This is a genomic window from Bradyrhizobium sp. JR3.5 (genome assembly GCF_054057015.1).
In genome coordinates, this window is sequence record NZ_JBSRYV010000002.1 from 6,059,314 (window position 1) to 6,079,297 (window position 19,984).

Sequence of the window (19,984 nt, forward strand, 5' to 3'; positions counted from 1 at the left end):
CAGATCGTGCTCCTGATCACGATCGCGCTTCTGGTCGTGTTCGGCCTGACCCTGAACGGTTTTGCCAGCGTTTCCAATCTCCTGAATCTGTTGCGCAGTATTTCCATCCTTGGCGTGCTCGGCCTCGGCATGGGGCTGATCGTGATCAGCCGCGGCATCGACCTCTCCGAGGTCGCGATCATGGCGGGTTCCTGGGCGATCGCCCTGATCTACATGCAAAACGGCATGCCTGTTTTCACGGCAGTGCTGCTGGCGCTGGCCATTGCGGTGCTGATCGGCGTCGTCAACGGCGTCATGGTCGCCTTCGTGGAGGCGCCGGCGCTGTTCGTGACGCTGGCCGCCGGCTTCGTGATCTATGGTCTCGCCTTCTGGATCGCGCCGGCCTGGGTGGTCTACGCGCCGAAGGATGCGCCGGGGCCTGATGTATCTCGGCGCCGGGCGGCTGTTCGGCATCCCGGTTCCGATCCTGGTGTTCGCGGTCTGCGCGATCGCGATGCACCTGTTCCTGTCGCGCACCTCGATCGGCCGCTTCATCTATTCGCAGGGCGACAATCCGGAGGCCGCGCGGCTGACCGGCATTCCGCTGCGTCCACTGATCGTGCTGGAGCACGTCTTGGTTGCGCTGCTCGCCTGGATTGCGGGCCTGGTCTGGGTCGGCACCACGGGCAGCATGCAGATGGCGATCACGCAAGGGACAATGATCTTCGACGTCGTGCTGGTCGTCGTGATCGGCGGCATCAGCCTGATCGGCGGCCGCGGCAGCGTGTTCAGCGTCGTGGTCGGCTGCGTCCTGATCGGCACGCTGCTCAACGCCTTCACCATCATGGACGTCAACAGCGAGGTGCAGAACATCATCAAGGGCGTGGTGCTGCTGGCCGCGATCGTGCTCGACAACTGGCTGCATCCCCGCGACGAGGAGACCGCGCGGCAAGGAGACTGAAACAAGGCGACTGAGCGCGCCGCGCCAATCAAAAAGAAATCCAATCAATCAAAAGAATTTTGTGTGGAGGAGACGATGAAGACGACCAAGTTCTGGACGATCCTGCTCGCCGGAGTGACGCTCGCCGGGATGCCGTTTGCGGCATCGGCACAGGAGGAAGGTACCAAGGCCGGGCGCGAGCTGCGCACCGCCTACGACAAGTCGCTGCAGGGCAAGACCATCGCCTATCTGCCGATCGCGCTCGGCGTGCCGCTCTCCGATGAGTGGGGCCGCGTGGTGCAGGAAGAGGCTGAGTGGCGCGGCATGAAGTATGTCGTGCGCGACCCCAACAACAATCCGTCCGCCATGCAGCAGGCGCTGACCGCGCTGGTCGACCAGAAGCCCGACGTCCTGATCGTGCAGAACCCGAGCGTGACGCTCTTGATGAAGGACCTGAAGCGTGCCGAAAGCCAGGGCACGCATGTGATCCAGGTCAATATGGCCTCGAACTACAAGTCTGGCGCCTTTGTCGGCGTCGACTGGCGCGAGATCGGCAGGATGCTCGCGAACGAGGCCGTCAAGGCCTGCGGTACCGGCTCCGGCAAATCGGGCAAGGTGCAGATCGTGCAGGGCGAATTGACCGCAGCCGCCAGCGTCGATCAGGTCGGCGCCATCATGGAGGTTCTGAACAAGGATCCCAACATCAAGGTGGTGTCGAACCAGGCGGCGAACTGGGATGCCAACACCGCGCTCAACATCACCGCCACCGTGATCCAGCAGCATCCCGATCTCTGCGCCTCGATCGGCTTCTGGGGCATCATGGAGTCGGGCGCCGCGCAGGCGATCCGCAATGCCGGCAAGATCGACGACGTGAAGGTGTTCGCCTCGGGCGAGGGCTCGCAGCTCGATTGCGACCAGGTCACTTCAGGCAATTTCAGCAAGTTCCTCAGCTACAAGGCGACCGAGCAGGGCCACGACCTGATGTTCGCGGCCGAGACGCTGCTGATGTCCGGCGACAAGCCCGGCACGAAAAACCTGTCCTATTACACGCGGCCGATCTGGATCGATAAGTCGAACGCCTCGCTCGGCGGCACCTGCTTCGCGCTACCCAAGAAAAACTAACAAGGCGCGAGACAGCCGGCGCGGGGGGCATTCCCGCGCCGGCTGTATCACGGGTCAGAATCCGGAAACGTTGAAACCGGATCAGGGAGTGCTTTGGCGATGTCGATGGCAGTTGATTCCTTTGCCGCATCGGTGCGGCGGTTTTCACCCCGGCTCCTGCTGTCGGAGCTGTTGCTCAAGCAGTGGTTCGAGCCGGTCGTTCCCTTCACCGTGATGATCGGGCTGTGGGCGTATTTCGCGCTCACCATTCCCGACTACGCCTCGGTGCAGAACTCGGTGTCGCTGCTGCGGCTGTTCGCCGAATTCGGCTTTGTCGCGCTCGCGATGGGCTTCTGCCTCGTCACCGGCGGCATCGACCTGTCGGTCGGTGCGATCTTCGCGTTGTGCAATTTCGCGGCGCTCTATTTCCTCCTGGTACGCGAATGGCCGGTCGGCCTTGCCGTGCCGGCGACGCTTCTGGTCGGCGCGGTGCTCGGCAGCATCAACGGCTTTTTGATCGGCTTCCTCAAGACGCGGCCGTTCCTGACCACGCTGGTGACCCTGATCATCCTGCGCGCCTCGGTCAATCTGCTCAACACCAGCTATGCCCAGGTGTTCGCGACCAACTCGGTCGAGAGCGACGCCTGGGATTTCATTGGCGGCGGCAGCGTGCTCGGCATTCCCGTCAATGCGGCGACGCTGTTCGTGGTGATACTGGTCTGCCACATCTTCCTGTCGCGCTCGCGCTATGGCTGGCATCTCACCGCGATCGGCGCCAGCCGCAAGGCGGCGCGCCATGCCGGCATCCGCGTCCGCCTGATGCTGTTCATGACCTATGTTCTGTCGGGCACGCTGTGCGCGGCGAGCGGTATCTTCTATGCGGCACGTCAGGCCTCGACGGATTCCACCACCGGCGTCGGCTGGGAGTTCCAGGCGCTGACCGCCGTGGTGCTCGGCGGCGTCTCGCTGGCCGGCGGCAAGGGCACGGTGTGGCGGGCGATGATCGGCGCGCTGATCATCTTCCTCTTGATCAACGGCCTCGTGCGCATGGGCATTCCGGGCTATGTCACCTCGGCGGTGACCGGCATGATCCTGCTCGCTGCGGTCGGCATCGACGTCAAATGGTCGAAGAACCGCGGCAAGGCGATCCAGAAGATCTATGTCAATCCGGCCTTCGTGCCGCTCGCGTCGGCGCCCGCGGTGCAGCCCGGTGCGGCCTCGCCCTATGCGCAGAACGACCGGCTGATCAACGCGCAGGCGATCGGCGTCGACCAGGTCGAGGGGCCCGAGGACGTCATCCTCGATCGTCAGGGCCGTCTGTACGGCTCGACCCGCGACGGCAATGTGATCCGCTTCTCCGGGCCTGAGTTCAAGACCCGGGAGGTGTTCGCCCATATCGGCGGCCGGCCGCTCGGCATGCAGTTCGATCGCGACGAGAACCTGATCGTCGCGGTCGCCGGCATGGGCGTCTACGGCATCGCGCCTGATGGCCGCATCTTCAAGGTCACCGATGAGACCAACCGCACCTGGTACAAGCTGAACGACGATTCCCGCCTGCGCATGGCCGACGATCTCGACATCGCGCCCGACGGCAAGATCTATTTCAGCGACTGCACCACGCGCTACGAGATGACTACCAATACCCTCGACATCCTCGAGGGCCGGCCGAACGGCCGCGTGGTCTGCTACGACCCGGCGACCAAGACCACGCGCACGGTGATCAACCACTTCTATTTCCCGAACGGGATCTGCGTCTCCCATGACGGCAAGTCGATCCTGATTGCGTCGACCTCGCTGTGCAAGGTGTTCCGCCACTGGATCGAGGGGCCGAACAAGGGCAAGACCGAAGTGCTGATGGACGAGTTGCCGGGCAACCCCGACAACATCAACCGCGCCTCCGACGGCACCTACTGGCTGGCGCTGGTCGGCATCCGCACGCCGACCTTCGACCTTGCCGCGCGAAAGCCCGGTTTCCGCCTGCGCATGGTCAAGCAGGTGCCAACCGACGAGTGGCTGGCGCCGGCGCTCAACCATGGCTGCGTGCTGAAGTTCAATGAAAAGGGCGAGGCGCTGGAATCCTGGTGGGATCCGACCGGCATCTCGCACTCGACGCTGACCTCGATGCGCGAGCATCAGGGCTATCTCTATCTCGGCGGGCTCGAGAACAACCGGATCGGCCGCATCAAGCTCGATGGCGTCGACGACAGCTGGACCGGCTACGATGCCTATTGGGGTGCCAAAAGCAGGGTGACGAAATAATGGGATTCTTCGATCATCTGCTGCGCGACATCCGCAGCGTCATCGACCGCGACGGCGGCCAGAACGCGATCCCGCCGCTCGACGGCGCGATGAGCCCGAACGACCGGCTCGACACCGCCGTGCCGATCGGCGCGCCGCTGCCGGGCGTCGACGACGTCATCGCCGCCGGCGATGGCGCGATCTTCGTTTCCGCCGGTCGCCAGGTGCTGAAGCTCAGCGGCGCGGATTTCGCGACCCGTACGGTCGTCGCCGAGTTCGAGGATGATGCCGGCGGGCTCGCATTGCATCCGGACGGCCGTCTCCTGGTCTGCGTCGCGGGCAGGGGGCTTGCCGCGATCGATCCTGCAAAGCCCGCGCCGCGCTGGCTGGAGGCCGCCGGCGGCAGCGCGCTCACGGGGCTGTTGTCGGTCACGGCGGCGCCCGATGACCGCATCTATGCGGTGGAAGGCAGCACCGGTCGGCGCCCAAGCGAGTGGCGGCATGATTTGATGGAGAAGCGCGCCGGCGGCCGCCTGATCAGCTGCGATGCCGGCCTCGACAATCCGCAGGTGCTGCTGCGCGATCTGCCATATCCCTACGGCGTGATGGTCTCGGCCGATGGCGAGAGCCTGTGGCTCACCGAAAGCTGGGCGCATCGGCCTCAGCCGGTTCGCGCTCGCTGGCAACGGGCTTGGCCCGCGCGAGACCGTCGCCACCAACATGCCGGGCTATCCGGCGCGGCTGCATCCGGACGGCCATGGTGGGGTGCTGCTCGGTATCTTCGCCCGCCGCACCCATCTGATCGAGTTCGTGCTCAAGGAAGACGACTTCCGCGAGGAGATGATGGCGACGATGCCGCCCGATTACTGGGTGGCGCCGGCGCTGGTTGGCGGCAGCGATTGCCTGGAGCCGATGCAGATCGGCAGCGTCAAGGCACTCGGCATCCAGAAGCCATGGGCGCCGCCACGTTCCTATGGCCTGCTCGTGCATCTCGATGCCGCGGGCGAGGCCAGCGACAGCCTGCACAGCCGCGCCGGCGGGCGCTTCCACGGCATCACCGCCGCCTGCGCGACGCCTTCGGGCATCGTGATCGCGGCGCGCGGCGCCGGACGGCTGCTGCGCTACACGGGAGAGCTGCGATGAATGACGGTGTGACGCAGGCGGCACCCGCCACCCAGTCCGCAACCCGCGAGCCGGTGCTTCGGATCAGCAACGGCTCCAAGATCTATGGCGGTGTCCACGCCATCGAGGGCGTCAATTTCGATCTCTATCCCGGCGAGGTGCATGCGCTGGTCGGCGAGAACGGCGCCGGCAAGTCGACGCTGTGCAAGGCGATCGCAGGCGCGATCAATCTTACCTCCGGCGACTATCTGCTCGACGGCAAGCCCGCCAACTTCGAGCAGCCGCGCGACGCGCTCGATGCTGGGATCTGCATGGTCTATCAGGAGACCAGCCTGGTGCCGACCATGACCGCGGCGCAGAACATCGAGCTCGGCAATGAAAAGCTGCTGACGCGCTTCCGCACGCTGAACATCCAGGCCCAGCAGCTGCTGCAGTCGCTCAATTTCCACGTCGATCCGGCAACGCCGGTGGCGCTCCTCGGCACCGCCAAGAAGCAGATGGTGGAGATCGCGCGCGCGATCTACAACAAGGCGCGCATCATCATCTTCGACGAGCCGACCGCATCGCTGACGCCGGAGGAGATCGTCCACTTCTTCCACCTGGTGCGCGACCTGCGCGCCCGCGGCGTCTCGATCATCTATATCTCCCATGCGCTGGAGGAATCGCTCCAGATTGCCGACCGCATCACGGTGCTGCGCGACGGCAAGCTGGTGATCACGGCGCCCGCCAAGCAGCTCACCCGCGACGCGCTGGTGCAGCACATGGTCGGGCGCGAGGTGGCGCAAGCGGTCTATGGCGGAAGAGAGAAGACCCATCAGCGCCGCGAGAAAGTGCTGACGGTCGAGAATGTCACCATGGGCATGGCGGTCAAGAACATGTCGTTCTCGGTCTATGCCGGCGAGGTGGTCGGCATCGCCGGCCTGATCGGCTCCGGCCGCACCGAGATCGCCAAGATCGTCTACGGCGCGTTGAAGCGCAACTTGGTCAATGGCGGCACCATCCGGCTGCGCGGCAAGCCGATCCGCTACCGCGTGCCGCGTCAGGCGATCAATGACGGCATCGCCTACATCACCGAGGACCGCAAGGCCAACGGCTTCTTCGAGACCATGGTGGTCGACGACAACGTCTATATCGGCAGCCTCGCCACGCGGAAGGGCTGGAGCTTCCTGCTGTCGCGCGCCAGGCGCAGCAAACTCGCCAATTACTGGGTCGAGCGGCTCAAGATCAGCGCGTTGCAGCGCAAGGCCAAGATCATCGAGCTGTCCGGCGGCAACCAGCAGAAGGTGGTGCTGGCCAAGACCCTGGTGCAGGAGCCCTCGATCATCTTCTTCGACGAGCCGACGCGCGGCGTCGACGTCGGTACCATCCCGCACATCCACGGCGAAATCCGCCGGCTCGCCGACGAAGGCAAGGCGGTGGTGGTGATCTCGTCCTATCTGCCGGAGATCCTCGCGGTCTCCGACCGCATCCTGGTCGCCCGCACCGGCCGCATCGTCGCCGAGTTCGATGCGGCCGACGCGACGCAGGACAAGATCCTGTACGCCGCGGTGCATTGAGGGCGCGCAGCGCGCCACAAACTCAGTGTCGTCCCTGCGGAAGCAGGGACCCATAGCCACCAATTGCTGTTGGTTTACAGCGCTGGGGCCACAGCCCATTTCAACAACGCGATCCTGTGGTTATGCCCTGCTTTCGCAGGGACGACAGCTATGGGTGGGTCCACGCCGCCCTTGACAATTATTTTAAGTATAAAATATTATCCCTCATCGGCTCCCTGGGGAAAACGACCCCGGCCGAAGCCAACGGGAGAACGCCATGCGCATCGTTTGCATTGGAGGCGGGCCGGCCGGGCTCTACTTCGGCATCCTGATGAAGATGCTTGATCCCGCGCACCAGATCTCCGTGGTCGAGCGCAACCGGCCCTATGACACATTCGGCTTCGGCGTGGTGTTCTCCGATGCGACCATGGACAACATGCGCAAATGGGACCCGGTCACCGCCGACACGATCGAGCAGGCCTTCAACCACTGGGACGACATCGAGGTCCTGATCAAGGGCCGCCGGATGCGCACCACCGGCCACGGCTTCGTTGGCATCGGCCGCAAGCGGCTGCTCAACATCCTGCAGGCGCGGGCCGAGGAGCTCGGCGTCGAGTTGATCTTCGAGCGCGAGGTCAATTCCGATCTCGAGTTCCCCGACGCCGATCTGATCGTGGCGTGCGACGGTGTGAATTCGAAGGTCCGCGCCAAATACGCGGAGACCTTCCAGCCCGACATGTTGATGCGGCCGAACCGCTATATCTGGCTCGGCACCAACCGACCGTTCGATGCCTTCACCTTCGACTTCCGCAAGACTGAGCATGGCTGGTTCCAGTCGCACATCTACAAGTTCGAGGAGGGCGCGGCGACCTTCATCGTCGAGACCACCGAGGAGGCCTATCTCGCCCACGGCCTCGACAAGATGGATCAGGGAGAATCCATCGCGTTCTGCGAGAAGGTGTTCGCGGAAATCCTCGAGGGACATCATCTGGTCTCCAACGCGCGGCATCTGCGCGGCTCGGCTTGGCTGTCGTTTCCGCGGCTGATCTGCGGCAAGTGGACCGCGTTCAACGGCAACAGCCATGTCGTGCTGATGGGCGATGCGGCCCACACCGCACATTTCGCGATCGGCTCGGGCACCAAGCTCGCGCTGGAAGATGCGATCGAGCTGACCAACCAGTTCAAGATCCACGGCGCGACCAAGGACAGCATTCCCGCCGTGCTGAAGGCTTACGAGGAGCTGCGCCGGGTCGACGTGGCGCGGATCCAGAACGCCGCGCGCAACGCGATGGAATGGTTCGAGGTGGTCGGCTCGCGCTACGCCGACACGCTGGAGCCGGAGCAGTTCATGTATTCGCTGCTGACCCGCTCGCAGCGCATCAGCCACGAGAATTTGCGGCTGCGCGACAGAACGTGGCTCGAAGGCTATGAGCGCTGGTTCGCGGAGCGCAGCGGCGTGCCCGCGACCAACGACCGCGTCACGCCGCCGATGCTGACGCCGTTCCAGATCCGCGGCCTGTCGCTGCACAACCGGATCATCGTCTCGCCGATGGCGATGTATTCCGCGGAAGAGGGCGTGCCGAACGACTTCCATCTGGTGCATTTCGGCTCCCGCGCGCTCGGCGGCGCGGGCCTGCTGTTCACCGAGATGACCTGCGTCTCGCCGGAGGCGCGGATCACGCCCGGCTGCTGCGGCCTGTGGAACGACGCGCAGGCGGCGGCTTACAAGCGCATCGTCGAGTTCGTGCATCGCAGTTCGCAAGGGAAGATCGGCATCCAGCTCGGCCATGCCGGCCGCAAGGGCTCGACGCGGGTCGCGTGGGAAGGCATGGACGAACCGCTGCCGGACCACAACTGGCCGCTGGTGTCGGCCTCACCGGTGCCTTACCTGCCCGACGGCCAGGTTCCGGAGCCGATGAGCCGCGCCGAAATGGACGAGGTGCGCGACCAGTTCGTTGCCGCCGCCAGGCGCGCCGCCGCCGCGGGCTTCGATATTCTGGAAGCTGCACTGCGCCCACGGCTATCTGCTATCGAGCTTCCTCTCGCCGCTGACCAATCGCCGCAGCGACGGCTATGGCGGATCGATCGAGAACCGCGCGCGTTATCCGCTGGAAGTGTTCCGCGCCATCCGCGCGGTGTGGCCGGAGGACAAGCCGATGTCGGTCCGCCTGTCCTGTCACGACTGGGCCGAGGGCGGCAACACGCCCGAGGATGCGCTCGCCTTCGCAAAACTGTTCAAGGTGGCCGGTGCCGACCTGATCGACTGCTCCTCGGGCCAGGTCTGGGCCGACGATCATCCGATCTATGGCCGGCTTTACCAGACGCCGTTCGCCGACAAGATCCGCAACGAGGTCGGCATCGCCACCATCGCGGTCGGCGCGATCTCGGAGGCGGACCACGCCAATTCGATCATCGCCGCCGGCCGCGCCGATCTCTGCGCGATCGCGCGGCCGCATCTCGCCGACCCGGCCTGGACGCTGCACGAGGCCGCGAAGATCGGCGTCAAGCAGGTCGCCTGGCCGAAGCAGTATCTGTCGGGCAAGTCGCAATACGAGGCCAATCTCGAACGCACAGCCGCGGGAGTGAAGGCATGACACGGTTCTGGCCCAACGCCCATGCGCTCGTGACCGGTGCCGGTTCCGGCATCGGGGCCGCAACGGCAATCGCGCTCGCAAAAGCCGGTATACGCGTCAGCATCGCCGGACGCCGGATCGATGTGCTGAAGGCGACGGCTTCGTTGCTCGGTGAGCGCGCTGGCGCAGTTGTCGCGATCGACGTGACCGATGAAACGGCGGTGACCAAGGGTATCACGCAGATCGAGGCCGAGGCGGGGCCGATCGATATCCTCGTCAACAATGCCGGCAAGGCCGCCAGCGCGCCGTTCGACAAGACGAACGCGGCGCTATGGGCGGACATGCTGGCGAGCAATCTCTCCAGTGTGTTCCTGGTGACGCACGCCGTGCTGCCGGGGATGGCGCAGCGCGGCCGCGGGCGGGTGATCAAACGTGGCCTCGACTGCGGGCCTCACCGGCTACGCCTATGTCTCGGCCTATGTCGCCGCCAAGCACGGCGTCGTCGGCCTGACGCGCTCGCTGGCGCTGGAGTACGCCCGGCGCGGCGTCACCGTGAATGCGGTCTGCCCCGGCTACACCGATACGCCGCTGGTGGCGGATGCGGCCGCCAACATCGTCGCCAAGACCGGGCGCAGCGAGCAGGAGGCGCGGGCTTCGCTCGCCAAGGTCAATCCAATGCAGCGGCTGGTCACGCCGGAGGAGGTCGCCGACAGCATCCTCTGGCTTGCCTCCGAGGGCGCATCGTCAATCAATGGACAAGCTGTGGCGGTTGCCGGCGGCGAAGTCTTTACCGGGTGAAGGAACACATCATGTCCGAGATGAAAGCAAAGCTCCGTCCGTTCAGGGATTATCCTGCAAAACACTTCCGTTGGTCGACCGACGCGAGCGGCCGTGTCGCAACCATCACGCTGAACCGGCCGGACAAGAAGAACCCGCTGACCTTCGAGTCCTACGAGGAGCTGCGTGATCTCTTCACCAATCTCAAATATGCCTCCGACGTCCGCGCCATCGTGCTGACCGGCGCCGACGGCAACTTCTGTTCCGGCGGCGACGTGTTCGAGATCATCGAGCCGTTGACGCGGATGGCGATGCCCGACCTGCTCGCCTTCACCCGGATGACCGGTGAGGTGGTGCGCGCGATGCGCAAATGCCCGCAGATCATTGTCGCCGCGATCGACGGCATCTGCGCCGGGGCCGGTGCGATGCTGGCGCTGGCGTCCGACCTGCGGCTGGCGACGCCGCAGGCCAAGACCGCATTCCTGTTCACCCGCGTCGGCCTTGCCGGCGCCGACATGGGGGCGTGCGGATTGTTGCCGCGCGTGATCGGGCAGGGCCGTGCTGCCGATCTGCTCTACACCGGCCGCGCGATGAGTGCCGACGAAGGCTTTGCGTGGGGCTTTCACAACCGCCTCGTGCCGCCGGCCGAGCTCGCCGCCGCCGCGCAGGACCTGGCGCGCTCGCTTGCGGATGGACCGTGGTTCGCCCATGGCGTGACGAAGACGATGTTCAATCAGGAATGGGCGATGGGCGTCGACGAGATGATCGAGTCCGAAGCGCAGGCGCAGGCGATCTGCATGGTGACGGGCGATTTTCGCCGCGCTTTCGAGGCCTTCGCCGCCAAGCAGAAACCCGCCTTCGAGGGCAATTGAGATGATCGAGATCCTGCAACCGGACGGATGGGCGAAGCCGATCGGCTACGCCAACGGCATGGCCGCGCGCGGCAAACAGCTCTTCATCGCCGGCCAGATCGGCTGGAACGGGCAATGCGTGTTCGAGAGCGACGATCTCGTGGCGCAGATCGGCCAGACCCTGCGCAACATCGTCGCGGTGGCCGCCGCCGGCGGGGCCGGGCCGGAGCACATCGTGTCGATGACCTGGTTCTTGCTCGATCGCAAGGAGTATTCCGCGCGGCTGAAGGAGATCGGCGGGGTCTATCGCGACGTGATCGGCCGGCGGTTTCCGGCGATGACCGCGATCCAGGTTGCCGGCCTGATCGAGGATCGCGCCAAGGTGGAAATCCAGGCCATCGCCGTGGTGCCGGATTAATGGAGGCGCGATCTTGCTGATCCCGTCATCCTGAGGAGCGCGGAACGCGCGTCTCGAAGGGTGAACGGCCCGGCTGGTGGCCGTCGACCCTTCGAGGCTCGCTCCGCTCGCGCCTCAGGGTGACGGGGAATGATTGGAGTCCGCTGAGCCAATGTTAAGGCTAAGCCTAATCATCGCAGGCCGGTCCTAGTCCTGGGCGACCAAGCCGCTTGCGGCCGGGCGCGGGGGCGTGCGACCTTAGGCGAAAGCGTAAAAGCGTCCTGTTGTGAGTGGAGTAAGGGACGATGAAGGCGATTATCGTCGGAGGCGGAATCGGAGGCCTCACCACTGCGCTGATGCTGCGGTCGCGCGGCATCAGTTGCGAGCTGTACGAGCAGTCGGAGACGATCCGCGAGCTCGGCGTCGGCATCAATACGTTGCCGCATGCGATCCGCGAGCTGGCGGGGCTTGGCCTGCTCGACAAGCTCGACGAGGTCGCGATCCGTACCTATGAGCTGTTTTATCTGACGCGGCACGGCCAGCAGGTCTGGCACGAGAAGCGTGGGCTCGATGCCGGCCACGACGTGCCGCAATTCTCTGTTCATCGCGGCCGCCTGCAGGGCGTGATCCATCAGGCCGTAATCGACCGGCTTGGCGCGGATGCGATCCGCACCGGCTGCCGGCTCGGCTCCTTCACGCAGGACGAGGGCGGCGTGTCGGCCTATTTCTTCGATCGGAGCGGCAGCCACGTCCACACCGCGCGTGGCGACATCCTGATCGGCGCCGACGGCATCCACTCCAAGGTGCGCGAGATGCTGTTTCCGGATGAGGGCGGGCCGTGCTGGAACGGGCTGATGCTGTGGCGCGGCGCGACCGATTGGCCGGCCTTCCTGACCGGCCGTTCGATGATCATCGCCGGCGGGTTGAATGCCAAGGCCGTGATCTATCCGATTGCGCCAGGCTCGAGCCCGGCAAGCCGCCTCACCAATTGGGCGGTGCTGGTGCGGATCGGCGACGGCTCCTCGCCGCCGCCGCGCCGCGAGGGCTGGTCCAATCTCGGCCGCCGCGACGAGATGATGCCCTATCTCACGAGCTTCACCATCCCGCAGGTCGACTTCGCCGGCCTGATCAACGCGACGCCGGAGTTCTGGGAGTATCCGTGCTGCGACCGCGATCCGCTGCCCTATTGGTCGAGCGGCCGCGTCACGCTGCTCGGCGACGCCGCGCACCCGATGTATCCGGTCGGCTCGAACGGCGCGTCGCAGGCCATCCTCGATGCGCGCTGCCTCGCCGACATGCTGGCGCAAGCGGAGCATCCGCGCCAGGCGTTGGCCGGCTATGAGCGGCAGCGGCTGCCGATGACCGCCGACATCGTCGCCTCCAACCGCCGCGGCGGGCCGGAGGGCGTGATCGACGCCGTCGAGCAGCTCGCGCCACAGGGTTTTACCGACGTCGACACCATTCTCAACTACGAGGCGCGCGAGGCGATCGTGCGCGGCTATGCCGCCAAGGCCGGCTTTGCCGCGCGCGTCGTGGCGCGGCAGTAAGTCTTTGAAGAAGGAGACGCCCGGCCGGCCATCTCCACTTCGTCATTGCGAGGAGCGAAGCGACGGCGCAATCCATCGTTCCGGGATCGCCGAACTATGGATTGCATCGCTTCGCTCGCAACGACGGAGGAATCCTACGCCGGAGGCGGCGGCAGGAAGTGAATGTTGTGCTCGGCGGCGAGCCGCACCACGTCGTCCGGGTTCTGGTCCTTCATGTTGTGGATCGCCCAGAACAGGTCGTAGAGCCTGCGCGTCGGCGACACCCAGAACAGCGTCTTGGCCGGCTGCTGCGACTTGTTGAAGATACCGTGCGGCTTGCCCGCCGGCAGGCGCACCAGATCGCCTGGCGTTGCCGATTCATCGGCGCCGTCGAGCATGAAGTCGAGCTTGCCCTCGAGGATGTAGAGATACTCGTCCTGGTCGGGATGGATGTGCGGCGGAACGAAGGTGCCCGGCGGGAAGGTGGCGTGCCAGGAGAAGGAATGCTCGGTGCGGCTCTTCGGCACATAGGTCTGGCCGAGGATGCTCCAGGAAATGCCCTGGATGCCCTCATTGGCGCGGGTGATGCCGGCGATCTCGTCTTTCATGTTTGTACTTCCTCCATGTTTCAATTTTGCGCGTTTTCTTCACGCGAACCGGTATCCACTTCGCTTGAAAACGCTTCGTGTGAGCTACTTGGCCGCGCAGTCCTTGGCGTAGCGGTCGCCATAGTTCGAAAACACCTTTTCGACGATCTCGGTCTGGAATTTGCCGTCCGGCCGCTTCGCGACCCTGGTGAGGTAGAAATCCTGGATCGGATAGCCGTTGTTGTTGAACTTGAAGTTACCGCGCAGCGAGGTGAAGTCGGCCTTTCTCAGCGCCGCTGCGACTGCGTCCTTGTTGGAGAGGTCGCCCTTCACGGCCTTGACCGCGCTGTCGATCAACAGTGCAGCGTCATAGGCCTGCATGGCGTAGGTGCCGGGCACCCCGTTGTAGGCCGCCTCATAGGCCGCGACGAACTTCTTGCTCTGGAGATTGTCAAGGTTCGGTGCCCAGTTCGCACCGCCGAACATGCCGACGGCGGCGTCCTGCTGCGCGGGCAGGGTGGATTCGTCGACGGTGAAGGCGGAGAGCACCGGCACGGTGGCGCCAGCCTGCTTGTACTGCTTCACGAGGTTGACGCCCATGCCGCCCGGCATGAAGGTGAACAGCGCGTCCGGCTTCAGCGAGCCGATCTTGGAGAGCTCGGGCTGGAAATCCAGCGTGTTCAGCGGCGTGTAGGATTCCTCGACGATCTCGCCCTTGTAATCGAGCTTGAAGCCGGCGACGGAATCGCGGCCGGCCTGATAGTTCGGCACCAGCAGATAGACGCGCTTGTAGCCGCGGTCCTGCGCCACCTTGCCGAGGACCTCGTGCACCTGATCGTTCTGGTACGACGTCACGTAGAAGAACGGGTTGCACTCCTTGCCGGCGTAGCTGGAGGGACCCGCATTCGGGCTGATCAGGAAAGTCTTGCTCTCGGTGACCGGGCGGTGGATCGCCTGCAGGATGTTGGAGAAGATCGGGCCGACCACGAAATCGACCTTGTCGCGCTCGAGCAGGCCGCGCACCTTGACCACCGCACCGTCGGGCTTCAGCTCGTCATCGGCATTGACGATCTCGACCTCGCGGCCGGCCATCTTGCCGCCGAGGTCCTTGACCGCGAGCGCAAAGCCGTCGCGGACCTGCTGGCCAAGCGCCGCGGCTGGTCCGGAGGTCGTCACCAGCACGCCGATCTTGATCTTCTCCTGTGCGGTAGCCGGGGCGACCGCGATACCGAGCAGCGCCGCCAGTCCCACGAGCTTCGTCAATTGCTTCATGTCTCTCCCCCAACCACTGGCTTGATGTTTCGGCTTCGGCCCATTTGGCCTCAGCTTAGTCTGACGCGTGCAACCGCTGCAAGCGATGTGGCATTGCGTCAGGCGACCGTCGCGCACCATGCCGGCGCAGCACATGCAAGCGCCGCGCCAATTGCTTGAAGTTTAAAGAAATTGCAGGATCGGCCGGGCATGTCGGGCTGGATTCGCAATTGTCCTTGCAGGGCGCCGCGAATTGCTTGAAGCTGAAAGCAATCGGTCCGACCGAAACCTGCCGCGGAGGCACGATCGCCGCATGATCCTCGATTCCGAAACCAAAGCCGTCGAACTGCCCGACGATCACGGCACCGAGCTCAGGCTGTGGCTGCGGCTCTTGACCTGCACCACGCTGATCGAAGGCGAGGTGCGCAGCCGGCTGCGCGAGAAGTTCGACGTCACGTTGCCGCGCTTCGACCTGATGGCCCAGCTCGACAAGGTGTCCGACGGCATGACGCTGTCGGACCTTTCGAAGCGGATGATGGTGTCGAACGGCAACGTCACCGGGCTGGTCGAGCGCCTGGTCGAGTCCGGCCATCTCGATCGCCGCACCTCGGAGACCGACCGCCGCGTGCAGTACATCCGGCTGACCAAGCTCGGCCGCGCCGAATTCCGCAAGATGGCCGCCGAGCACGAGAAATGGATCGCCGATATCTTCGGCGACCTGTCGCCGAAGGACATCCGCGAACTGATGCGGCTGCTCGCCAAGGCCAAGGGCTCGGCGCAGCGCTCCGCCAAGGCGAGGACTGCTTAAGCGGTGAGCGGGATCGATTACGAGGTCGAATACAACAACCGCGCGCGCGTGCCGGAAAACCCGGCGCTGATGGCCGGCTGGGCGAGGGACTCCGCGGCCTATCGCGAGCAGCATCCGCCGCGGCGGCTGAGCTATGGTCCCGGCAGCCGTAACGTCATCGACCTGTTCGAGGGTAACGACGACGGGCCGCTCGTGGTCTTCATCCACGGCGGCTACTGGCAGGCGCTTGACGGCTCGTCATCGAGCCACTGCGCGCGGGGCCTCAATGGCCACGGCATCAGCGTCGCGGTGCCGAGTTACGACCTCTGCCCCAACGTCACAGTCGCCGACATCATCGCCGAGATGCGCGCGGCGTCACGCGAACTGGCGAAGCTCGGCCGGCCGCTGGTCGTGTCAGGACACTCCGCGGGCGGACATCTTGCCGCATGCATGCTCGCGACCGATTGGCCGGCCTACGATGCGTCGTTGTCGAAGGATCTGGTCAGGGCCGCTTACGCGATCTCCGGCCTGTTCGAGCTCGAGCCGCTGGTCGGCACCTCCATCAACAAGGCGCTTGGCCTTGACCGCGACGCAGCAAGGGCGGCGAGCCCGCTGCTCTGGAAAGCGCCGACAGGCGCGACGCTCGATGCGGTGGTTGGCGGCGCCGAGAGCGCCGAATATCACCGACAGAGCCGGACCATCGCCGACGTCTGGGGCAAAGCGGGCGTGGCAACGCGGTTCGGCACTGTGCCCGATGCCAATCATTTCACCGCGATCGCACCGCTCGCCGACCCGGACTCGGCGATGGTCGCGCGGCTGAAGCAGCTCACACAGATCTGAGGTTTGCGGGACCGCGCCATTTCCGCGCGATATCCACCCTTGCGTCAAATTATTTTAAGTATAAAATGATTGGCGATCGGAACGCTGCCGGGCGTCCTCGATACTGGTCTTCTCGATATTTGGTCTTGGCGACAAGACCTTGGCCTTTCTGGATGGAAAGTGAGGGGCAATCGAATGTCAGGCGAATTTCCCGGGCTCGGCCCATCCGGGCATGTCGACGATTTCGCGCGGCGCAACCTGCCGCCATCAGCGCAATGGCCGCAGCTGCTGCTCGACCGGCCCGAATTCAGCTATCCCGATTATCTCAACGCTGCGGTCGAGCTGACCGACCGCATCGTCGAGCAGGGCATGGGCGATCGCATCGCGCTGATCGGCAACGGCCGCCAGCGCACCTACAAGGAATTGACCGATTGGTCGAACCGCCTGGCGCATGCGCTGGTGGAGAATTACGGCGTCAAGCCCGGCAATCGCGTCCTGATCCGCTCGGGCAATAATCCCGCGCTGGTCGCGGCCTGGCTCGCGGCGACCAAGGCCGGTGCCGTCGTCGTCAACACCATGCCGATGCTGCGCGCCGGCGAACTGGCCAAGATCGTCGACAAGGCCGAGATTGCGCTGGCGCTGACCGACAGCCGCATCGCGGACGAATTGGTGGCCTGCGCCAAGACCAGCAAATTCCTCAAGCAGGTCGTCAATTTCGATGGCACGCAGAATCACGATGCCGAGCTCGACCGGATCGCGCTGAACAAGCCCGTCAAGTTCGATGCGGTGAAGACCGGCCGTGACGACGTCGCGCTGCTCGGCTTCACGTCGGGCACCACGGGTGAGCCGAAGGCGACGATGCATTTCCACCGCGATCTCCTGATCGTGGCGGACGGCTATGCCAGGGAAGTGCTGAAGGTGACGCCGGACGATGTGTTCGTCGGCTCGCCGCCGCTCGCGTTCACGTTTGGCCTCGGCGGGCTGGCGATCTTCCCGCTGCGCTTCGGCGCCACCGCGACATTGCTGGAGAACGCGGCGCCGAGCGAGATGATCCGGATCATCGAGACCTACAAGGCGACGATCTGCTTCACTGCGCCGACCGCCTATCGGGCGATGATGGCGGCGATGGACAAGGGTGCCGATCTGTCGTCGCTGCGGCTCGCGGTCTCGGCCGGCGAGACGCTGCCGGCGCCGGTGTTCGAGAGCTGGACCAGGAAGACCGGCAAGCCGATCCTCGACGGCATCGGCAGCACGGAGCTGCTGCATATCTTCATCACCAACCGCGCCGGCAGCGCCGTCGCTGGCACCACCGGCACGCCTGTTACCGGCTACCAGGCGAAGATCGTCGACGAGGACATGAACGAGCTGCCGCCGGGGCAGGTCGGCAAGCTGGCGGTTCGCGGCCCGACCGGTTGCCGTTATCTCGCCGACTCCCGGCAGACCAAGTACGTTCGCGATGGCTGGAACGTCACTGGCGATGCCTTCGTCAGCGACGAAAACGGCCGGCTGTCATTCGTGGCGCGCGCCGACGACATGATCATCTCGGCGGGCTACAACATCGCAGGTCCCGAGGTCGAGGCGGCGCTGCTCGGACATCCCGATGTCGCGGAATGCGCGGTGATCGGCACGCCTGACGAGGAGCGGGGACAGATCGTCTCGGCCTTCATCGTGCTGAAGCCGGGCGCGCGCAGCGACGATGTCGAGGTCAAGCTGTTGCAGGATCACGTCAAGGCGACGATCGCGCCGTACAAATATCCCCGCGCGATCTCTTTCGTCGAGGCGTTGCCGAAGACCCAGACCGGGAAGATCCAGCGCTTCAAGTTGCGCGAGGCGAGCTGAGAATCGGGCGACGGCTTCTGGCCGTCGCCCCGGGGATCAACGAGAGATCAATGCGCCGCGCTGCCGCCGGCGGTGTTCTTCGGCTTGCCGGTCAAGAGGATCGCGATCGCGGCGAACACCAGCACGATGCCGATCACGGCAAAGGTATCGCTGAAGCCGAGCACCAGGGCCTGGCGCTTCACGATGTTGCCGAGCGCCACGATCGCTTGGTTGTGCGCGGTCGCCGGATCGGAGATGCCGTGGCTCAGGAAGTAGTTGGTGACCTCGGCGATCCGGGTGCGAACTTCCTCGCGGCCGAGATCGACCGACTGGCCGATGATGTTGGAGTGGAACTGCTCGCGCTTGGTGACGATCGTGGCGAGCAGCGCCGTGCCGATCGCGCCGCCGAGGTTGCGCATCATGTTGGAGATGCCGGAAGCTGCGGCTGCATCCTGCGGCGCGACGCTGCCGAGGCTGACGGCGGACAGCGGGGCCAGCATGATCGCCTGGCCGATCGCGCGGACGATGTTCGGGATGAAGAACTGGTCGCCGGAGTAATCGAGCGACATCTGTATGTTCATGAAGGATGAGACCGCGAACAGGATCATGCCGGTGAAGGCGATGAAGCGCGGGTCGAAGCGCTGCATCAGCTTCGGCACCAGCGGGATCAGGATCAGCTGCGGCAAGCCGGTCCAGGCCAGCACCTGGCCGATCTGCTCGGCATTGTAGCGCTGCACCTGACCGAGATAGGCCGGCAGCAGGTAAACCGAGCCGAACAGCGCGAACCCGACGAACACCGCCGAGATGGTGCCGAAGCCGAAGCTGCGCTGAGTCAAGAGCCGCAGCCGGAGCAGCGGTTTCTCGACCACGAGCTCGATCCAGACGAACAGGGTCAGGCTGACGGCGGCGATCACCGCGAGCTTGACGATGAAGGGCGAGCCGAACCAGTCGTCCTTGTTGCCTTCCTCGAGCACGGCCTGCAGCGACGCGAGGCCGATTGCCATCGTGGCGATGCCCAGCCAGTCGCCCTCGCGAAGCAGATGCAGCTGCAGCGGCTGGCGTTCCAGCGTGAGATAGAGGGTGACGACCATGACCGCGGTCGGAATCACGTTGACGAAGAAGATGGTCTGCCAGCCGTAATTCTCGGTCAGGTAGCCGCCGATGGTCGGGCCGATCGCCGGGGCAAACGTCACGGCGAGCGCGAACATCGCAAGGCCGATCGGCTGCTGCACCTTCGGCAGCTTGGTGAAGACCAGCGTGAAGGCCATCGGGATCAGCACGCCGCCGAAGAAGCCCTGCAGGCCGCGCATCGCGATCATCGACGGCAAATCGTGGGTGAAGGCGCAGGCGACCGAGAAGATCGCAAACAGGGTGGCGAAGCCAATGATGATCTTGCGGAACGAGAACACCCGGCTGAGAAAGTCGGTCAGCGGGATCACCACGATCTCGCCGATTAGATAGGACGTCGAGATCCAGGAGCCGTTGTCGACGCCGGTTCCGATGCCGCCCTCGATGTTGAGCAGTGAGGCGTTGGTGATCTGGATGTTGAGGATCGCCATGAAGGCGCCGATCATCGCGGCGACGATGGAAATCCAGACGGCCATGCTGGCGCGGTTGGGATCGACCGCTGCCGCTGCCGCGCGGGGCGCAGCAGCCGGGGAGGAGAGCGCGAGATCGGACATG

At 65.0% G+C, this 19,984-nt stretch carries 15 protein-coding genes and 3 pseudogenes; 14 read left to right on the forward strand and 4 right to left on the reverse strand.

Going from position 1 to position 19,984, the window contains the following annotated elements; genetic code table 11:
* Positions 1-129 precede the first annotated feature (129 nt).
* From ACVWW1_RS45715 to ACVWW1_RS45730, 4 genes and pseudogenes are all read left to right on the forward strand, one after another.
* Positions 130-318: pseudogene (locus ACVWW1_RS45715) on the forward strand (ABC transporter permease); the annotation flags it as partial.
* 103 nt (positions 319-421) lie between these two features.
* Positions 422-940: an ABC transporter permease gene (locus ACVWW1_RS45720; RefSeq protein WP_456660409.1), complete on the forward strand. Its 519-nt coding sequence runs from the start codon at positions 422-424 to the stop codon at positions 938-940.
* 75 nt (positions 941-1,015) lie between these two features.
* Positions 1,016-2,041 carry a sugar ABC transporter substrate-binding protein gene (locus ACVWW1_RS45725; protein ID WP_456660410.1) on the forward strand — a complete coding sequence of 342 codons (1,026 nt, stop codon included), beginning with the start codon at positions 1,016-1,018 and terminating at the stop codon, positions 2,039-2,041.
* Positions 2,042-2,146: 105 nt separating this feature from the next.
* Positions 2,147-4,279 (forward strand): ABC transporter permease, encoded by a 2,133-nt coding sequence (locus ACVWW1_RS45730; protein WP_456660411.1) that lies wholly within the window; start codon positions 2,147-2,149, stop codon positions 4,277-4,279.
* Here the strand turns inward: ACVWW1_RS45730 and ACVWW1_RS45735 are convergent.
* The gene (locus ACVWW1_RS45735) at positions 4,246-4,980 is read right to left on the reverse strand and encodes a hypothetical protein (protein ID WP_456660412.1); all 735 of its coding nucleotides are present in this window, start codon (positions 4,978-4,980) and stop codon (positions 4,246-4,248) included. The two genes, ACVWW1_RS45730 and ACVWW1_RS45735, sit on opposite strands and share 34 nt — an antisense overlap.
* Here ACVWW1_RS45735 and ACVWW1_RS45740 point away from each other — a divergent pair.
* From ACVWW1_RS45740 to ACVWW1_RS45770, 7 genes and pseudogenes are all read left to right on the forward strand, one after another.
* Complete coding sequence (locus ACVWW1_RS45740; protein ID WP_456660413.1) at positions 4,979-5,401, forward strand: hypothetical protein; 423 nt, start codon at positions 4,979-4,981, stop codon at positions 5,399-5,401. The genes ACVWW1_RS45735 and ACVWW1_RS45740 overlap by 2 nt on opposite strands.
* Complete coding sequence (locus ACVWW1_RS45745; RefSeq protein WP_456660414.1) at positions 5,398-6,936, forward strand: sugar ABC transporter ATP-binding protein; 1,539 nt, start codon at positions 5,398-5,400, stop codon at positions 6,934-6,936. Before ACVWW1_RS45740 ends, ACVWW1_RS45745 begins: the two co-directional genes overlap by 4 nt.
* A gap of 256 nt (positions 6,937-7,192) precedes the next feature.
* Positions 7,193-9,509 (forward strand): annotated as a pseudogene (locus ACVWW1_RS45750) (bifunctional salicylyl-CoA 5-hydroxylase/oxidoreductase).
* Positions 9,506-10,286 (forward strand): annotated as a pseudogene (locus tag ACVWW1_RS45755) (SDR family NAD(P)-dependent oxidoreductase). Before ACVWW1_RS45750 ends, ACVWW1_RS45755 begins: the two co-directional pseudogenes overlap by 4 nt.
* A gap of 11 nt (positions 10,287-10,297) precedes the next feature.
* Positions 10,298-11,137, forward strand: coding sequence for an enoyl-CoA hydratase family protein (locus ACVWW1_RS45760; protein WP_176532381.1), 840 nt, complete (start codon positions 10,298-10,300; stop codon positions 11,135-11,137).
* A 1-nt stretch (position 11,138) separates the two neighbouring features.
* On the forward strand, positions 11,139-11,534 hold the full coding sequence (locus tag ACVWW1_RS45765) for a RidA family protein (protein WP_176532380.1): 396 nt from the start codon (positions 11,139-11,141) through the stop codon (positions 11,532-11,534).
* Positions 11,535-11,818: 284 nt separating this feature from the next.
* Positions 11,819-13,060, forward strand: a complete 1,242-nt coding sequence (locus ACVWW1_RS45770; protein WP_456660415.1) for a flavin-dependent oxidoreductase — start codon at positions 11,819-11,821, stop codon at positions 13,058-13,060.
* 134 nt (positions 13,061-13,194) lie between these two features.
* Here ACVWW1_RS45770 and ACVWW1_RS45775 read toward each other — a convergent pair whose 3' ends face one another.
* Both ACVWW1_RS45775 and ACVWW1_RS45780 read right to left on the reverse strand, forming a co-directional pair.
* Entirely contained in the window at positions 13,195-13,647 is a 453-nt protein-coding gene (locus ACVWW1_RS45775; RefSeq protein WP_456660416.1) for a cupin domain-containing protein, read from the reverse strand.
* Positions 13,648-13,731: 84 nt separating this feature from the next.
* On the reverse strand, positions 13,732-14,898 hold the full coding sequence (locus ACVWW1_RS45780) for an ABC transporter substrate-binding protein (protein ID WP_456660417.1): 1,167 nt from the start codon (positions 14,896-14,898) through the stop codon (positions 13,732-13,734).
* A gap of 292 nt (positions 14,899-15,190) precedes the next feature.
* Here ACVWW1_RS45780 and ACVWW1_RS45785 point away from each other — a divergent pair, with 292 nt between their 5' ends.
* The 3 genes from ACVWW1_RS45785 to ACVWW1_RS45795 all read left to right on the forward strand — a co-directional run bounded on the left by ACVWW1_RS45785 (position 15,191) and on the right by ACVWW1_RS45795 (position 18,322).
* Entirely contained in the window at positions 15,191-15,685 is a 495-nt protein-coding gene (locus ACVWW1_RS45785; RefSeq protein WP_176532376.1) for a MarR family winged helix-turn-helix transcriptional regulator, read from the forward strand.
* 3 nt (positions 15,686-15,688) lie between these two features.
* On the forward strand, positions 15,689-16,504 hold the full coding sequence (locus ACVWW1_RS45790; protein WP_456660418.1) for an alpha/beta hydrolase: 816 nt from the start codon (positions 15,689-15,691) through the stop codon (positions 16,502-16,504).
* A gap of 174 nt (positions 16,505-16,678) precedes the next feature.
* Positions 16,679-18,322, forward strand: a complete 1,644-nt coding sequence (locus ACVWW1_RS45795) for a benzoate-CoA ligase family protein (protein WP_456660419.1) — start codon at positions 16,679-16,681, stop codon at positions 18,320-18,322.
* 47 nt (positions 18,323-18,369) lie between these two features.
* Here the strand turns inward: ACVWW1_RS45795 and ACVWW1_RS45800 are convergent, their stop codons facing one another.
* Positions 18,370-19,983: a DHA2 family efflux MFS transporter permease subunit gene (locus ACVWW1_RS45800; protein WP_456660420.1), complete on the reverse strand. Its 1,614-nt coding sequence runs from the start codon at positions 19,981-19,983 to the stop codon at positions 18,370-18,372.
* Between the last annotated feature and the right edge of the window lies 1 nt (position 19,984).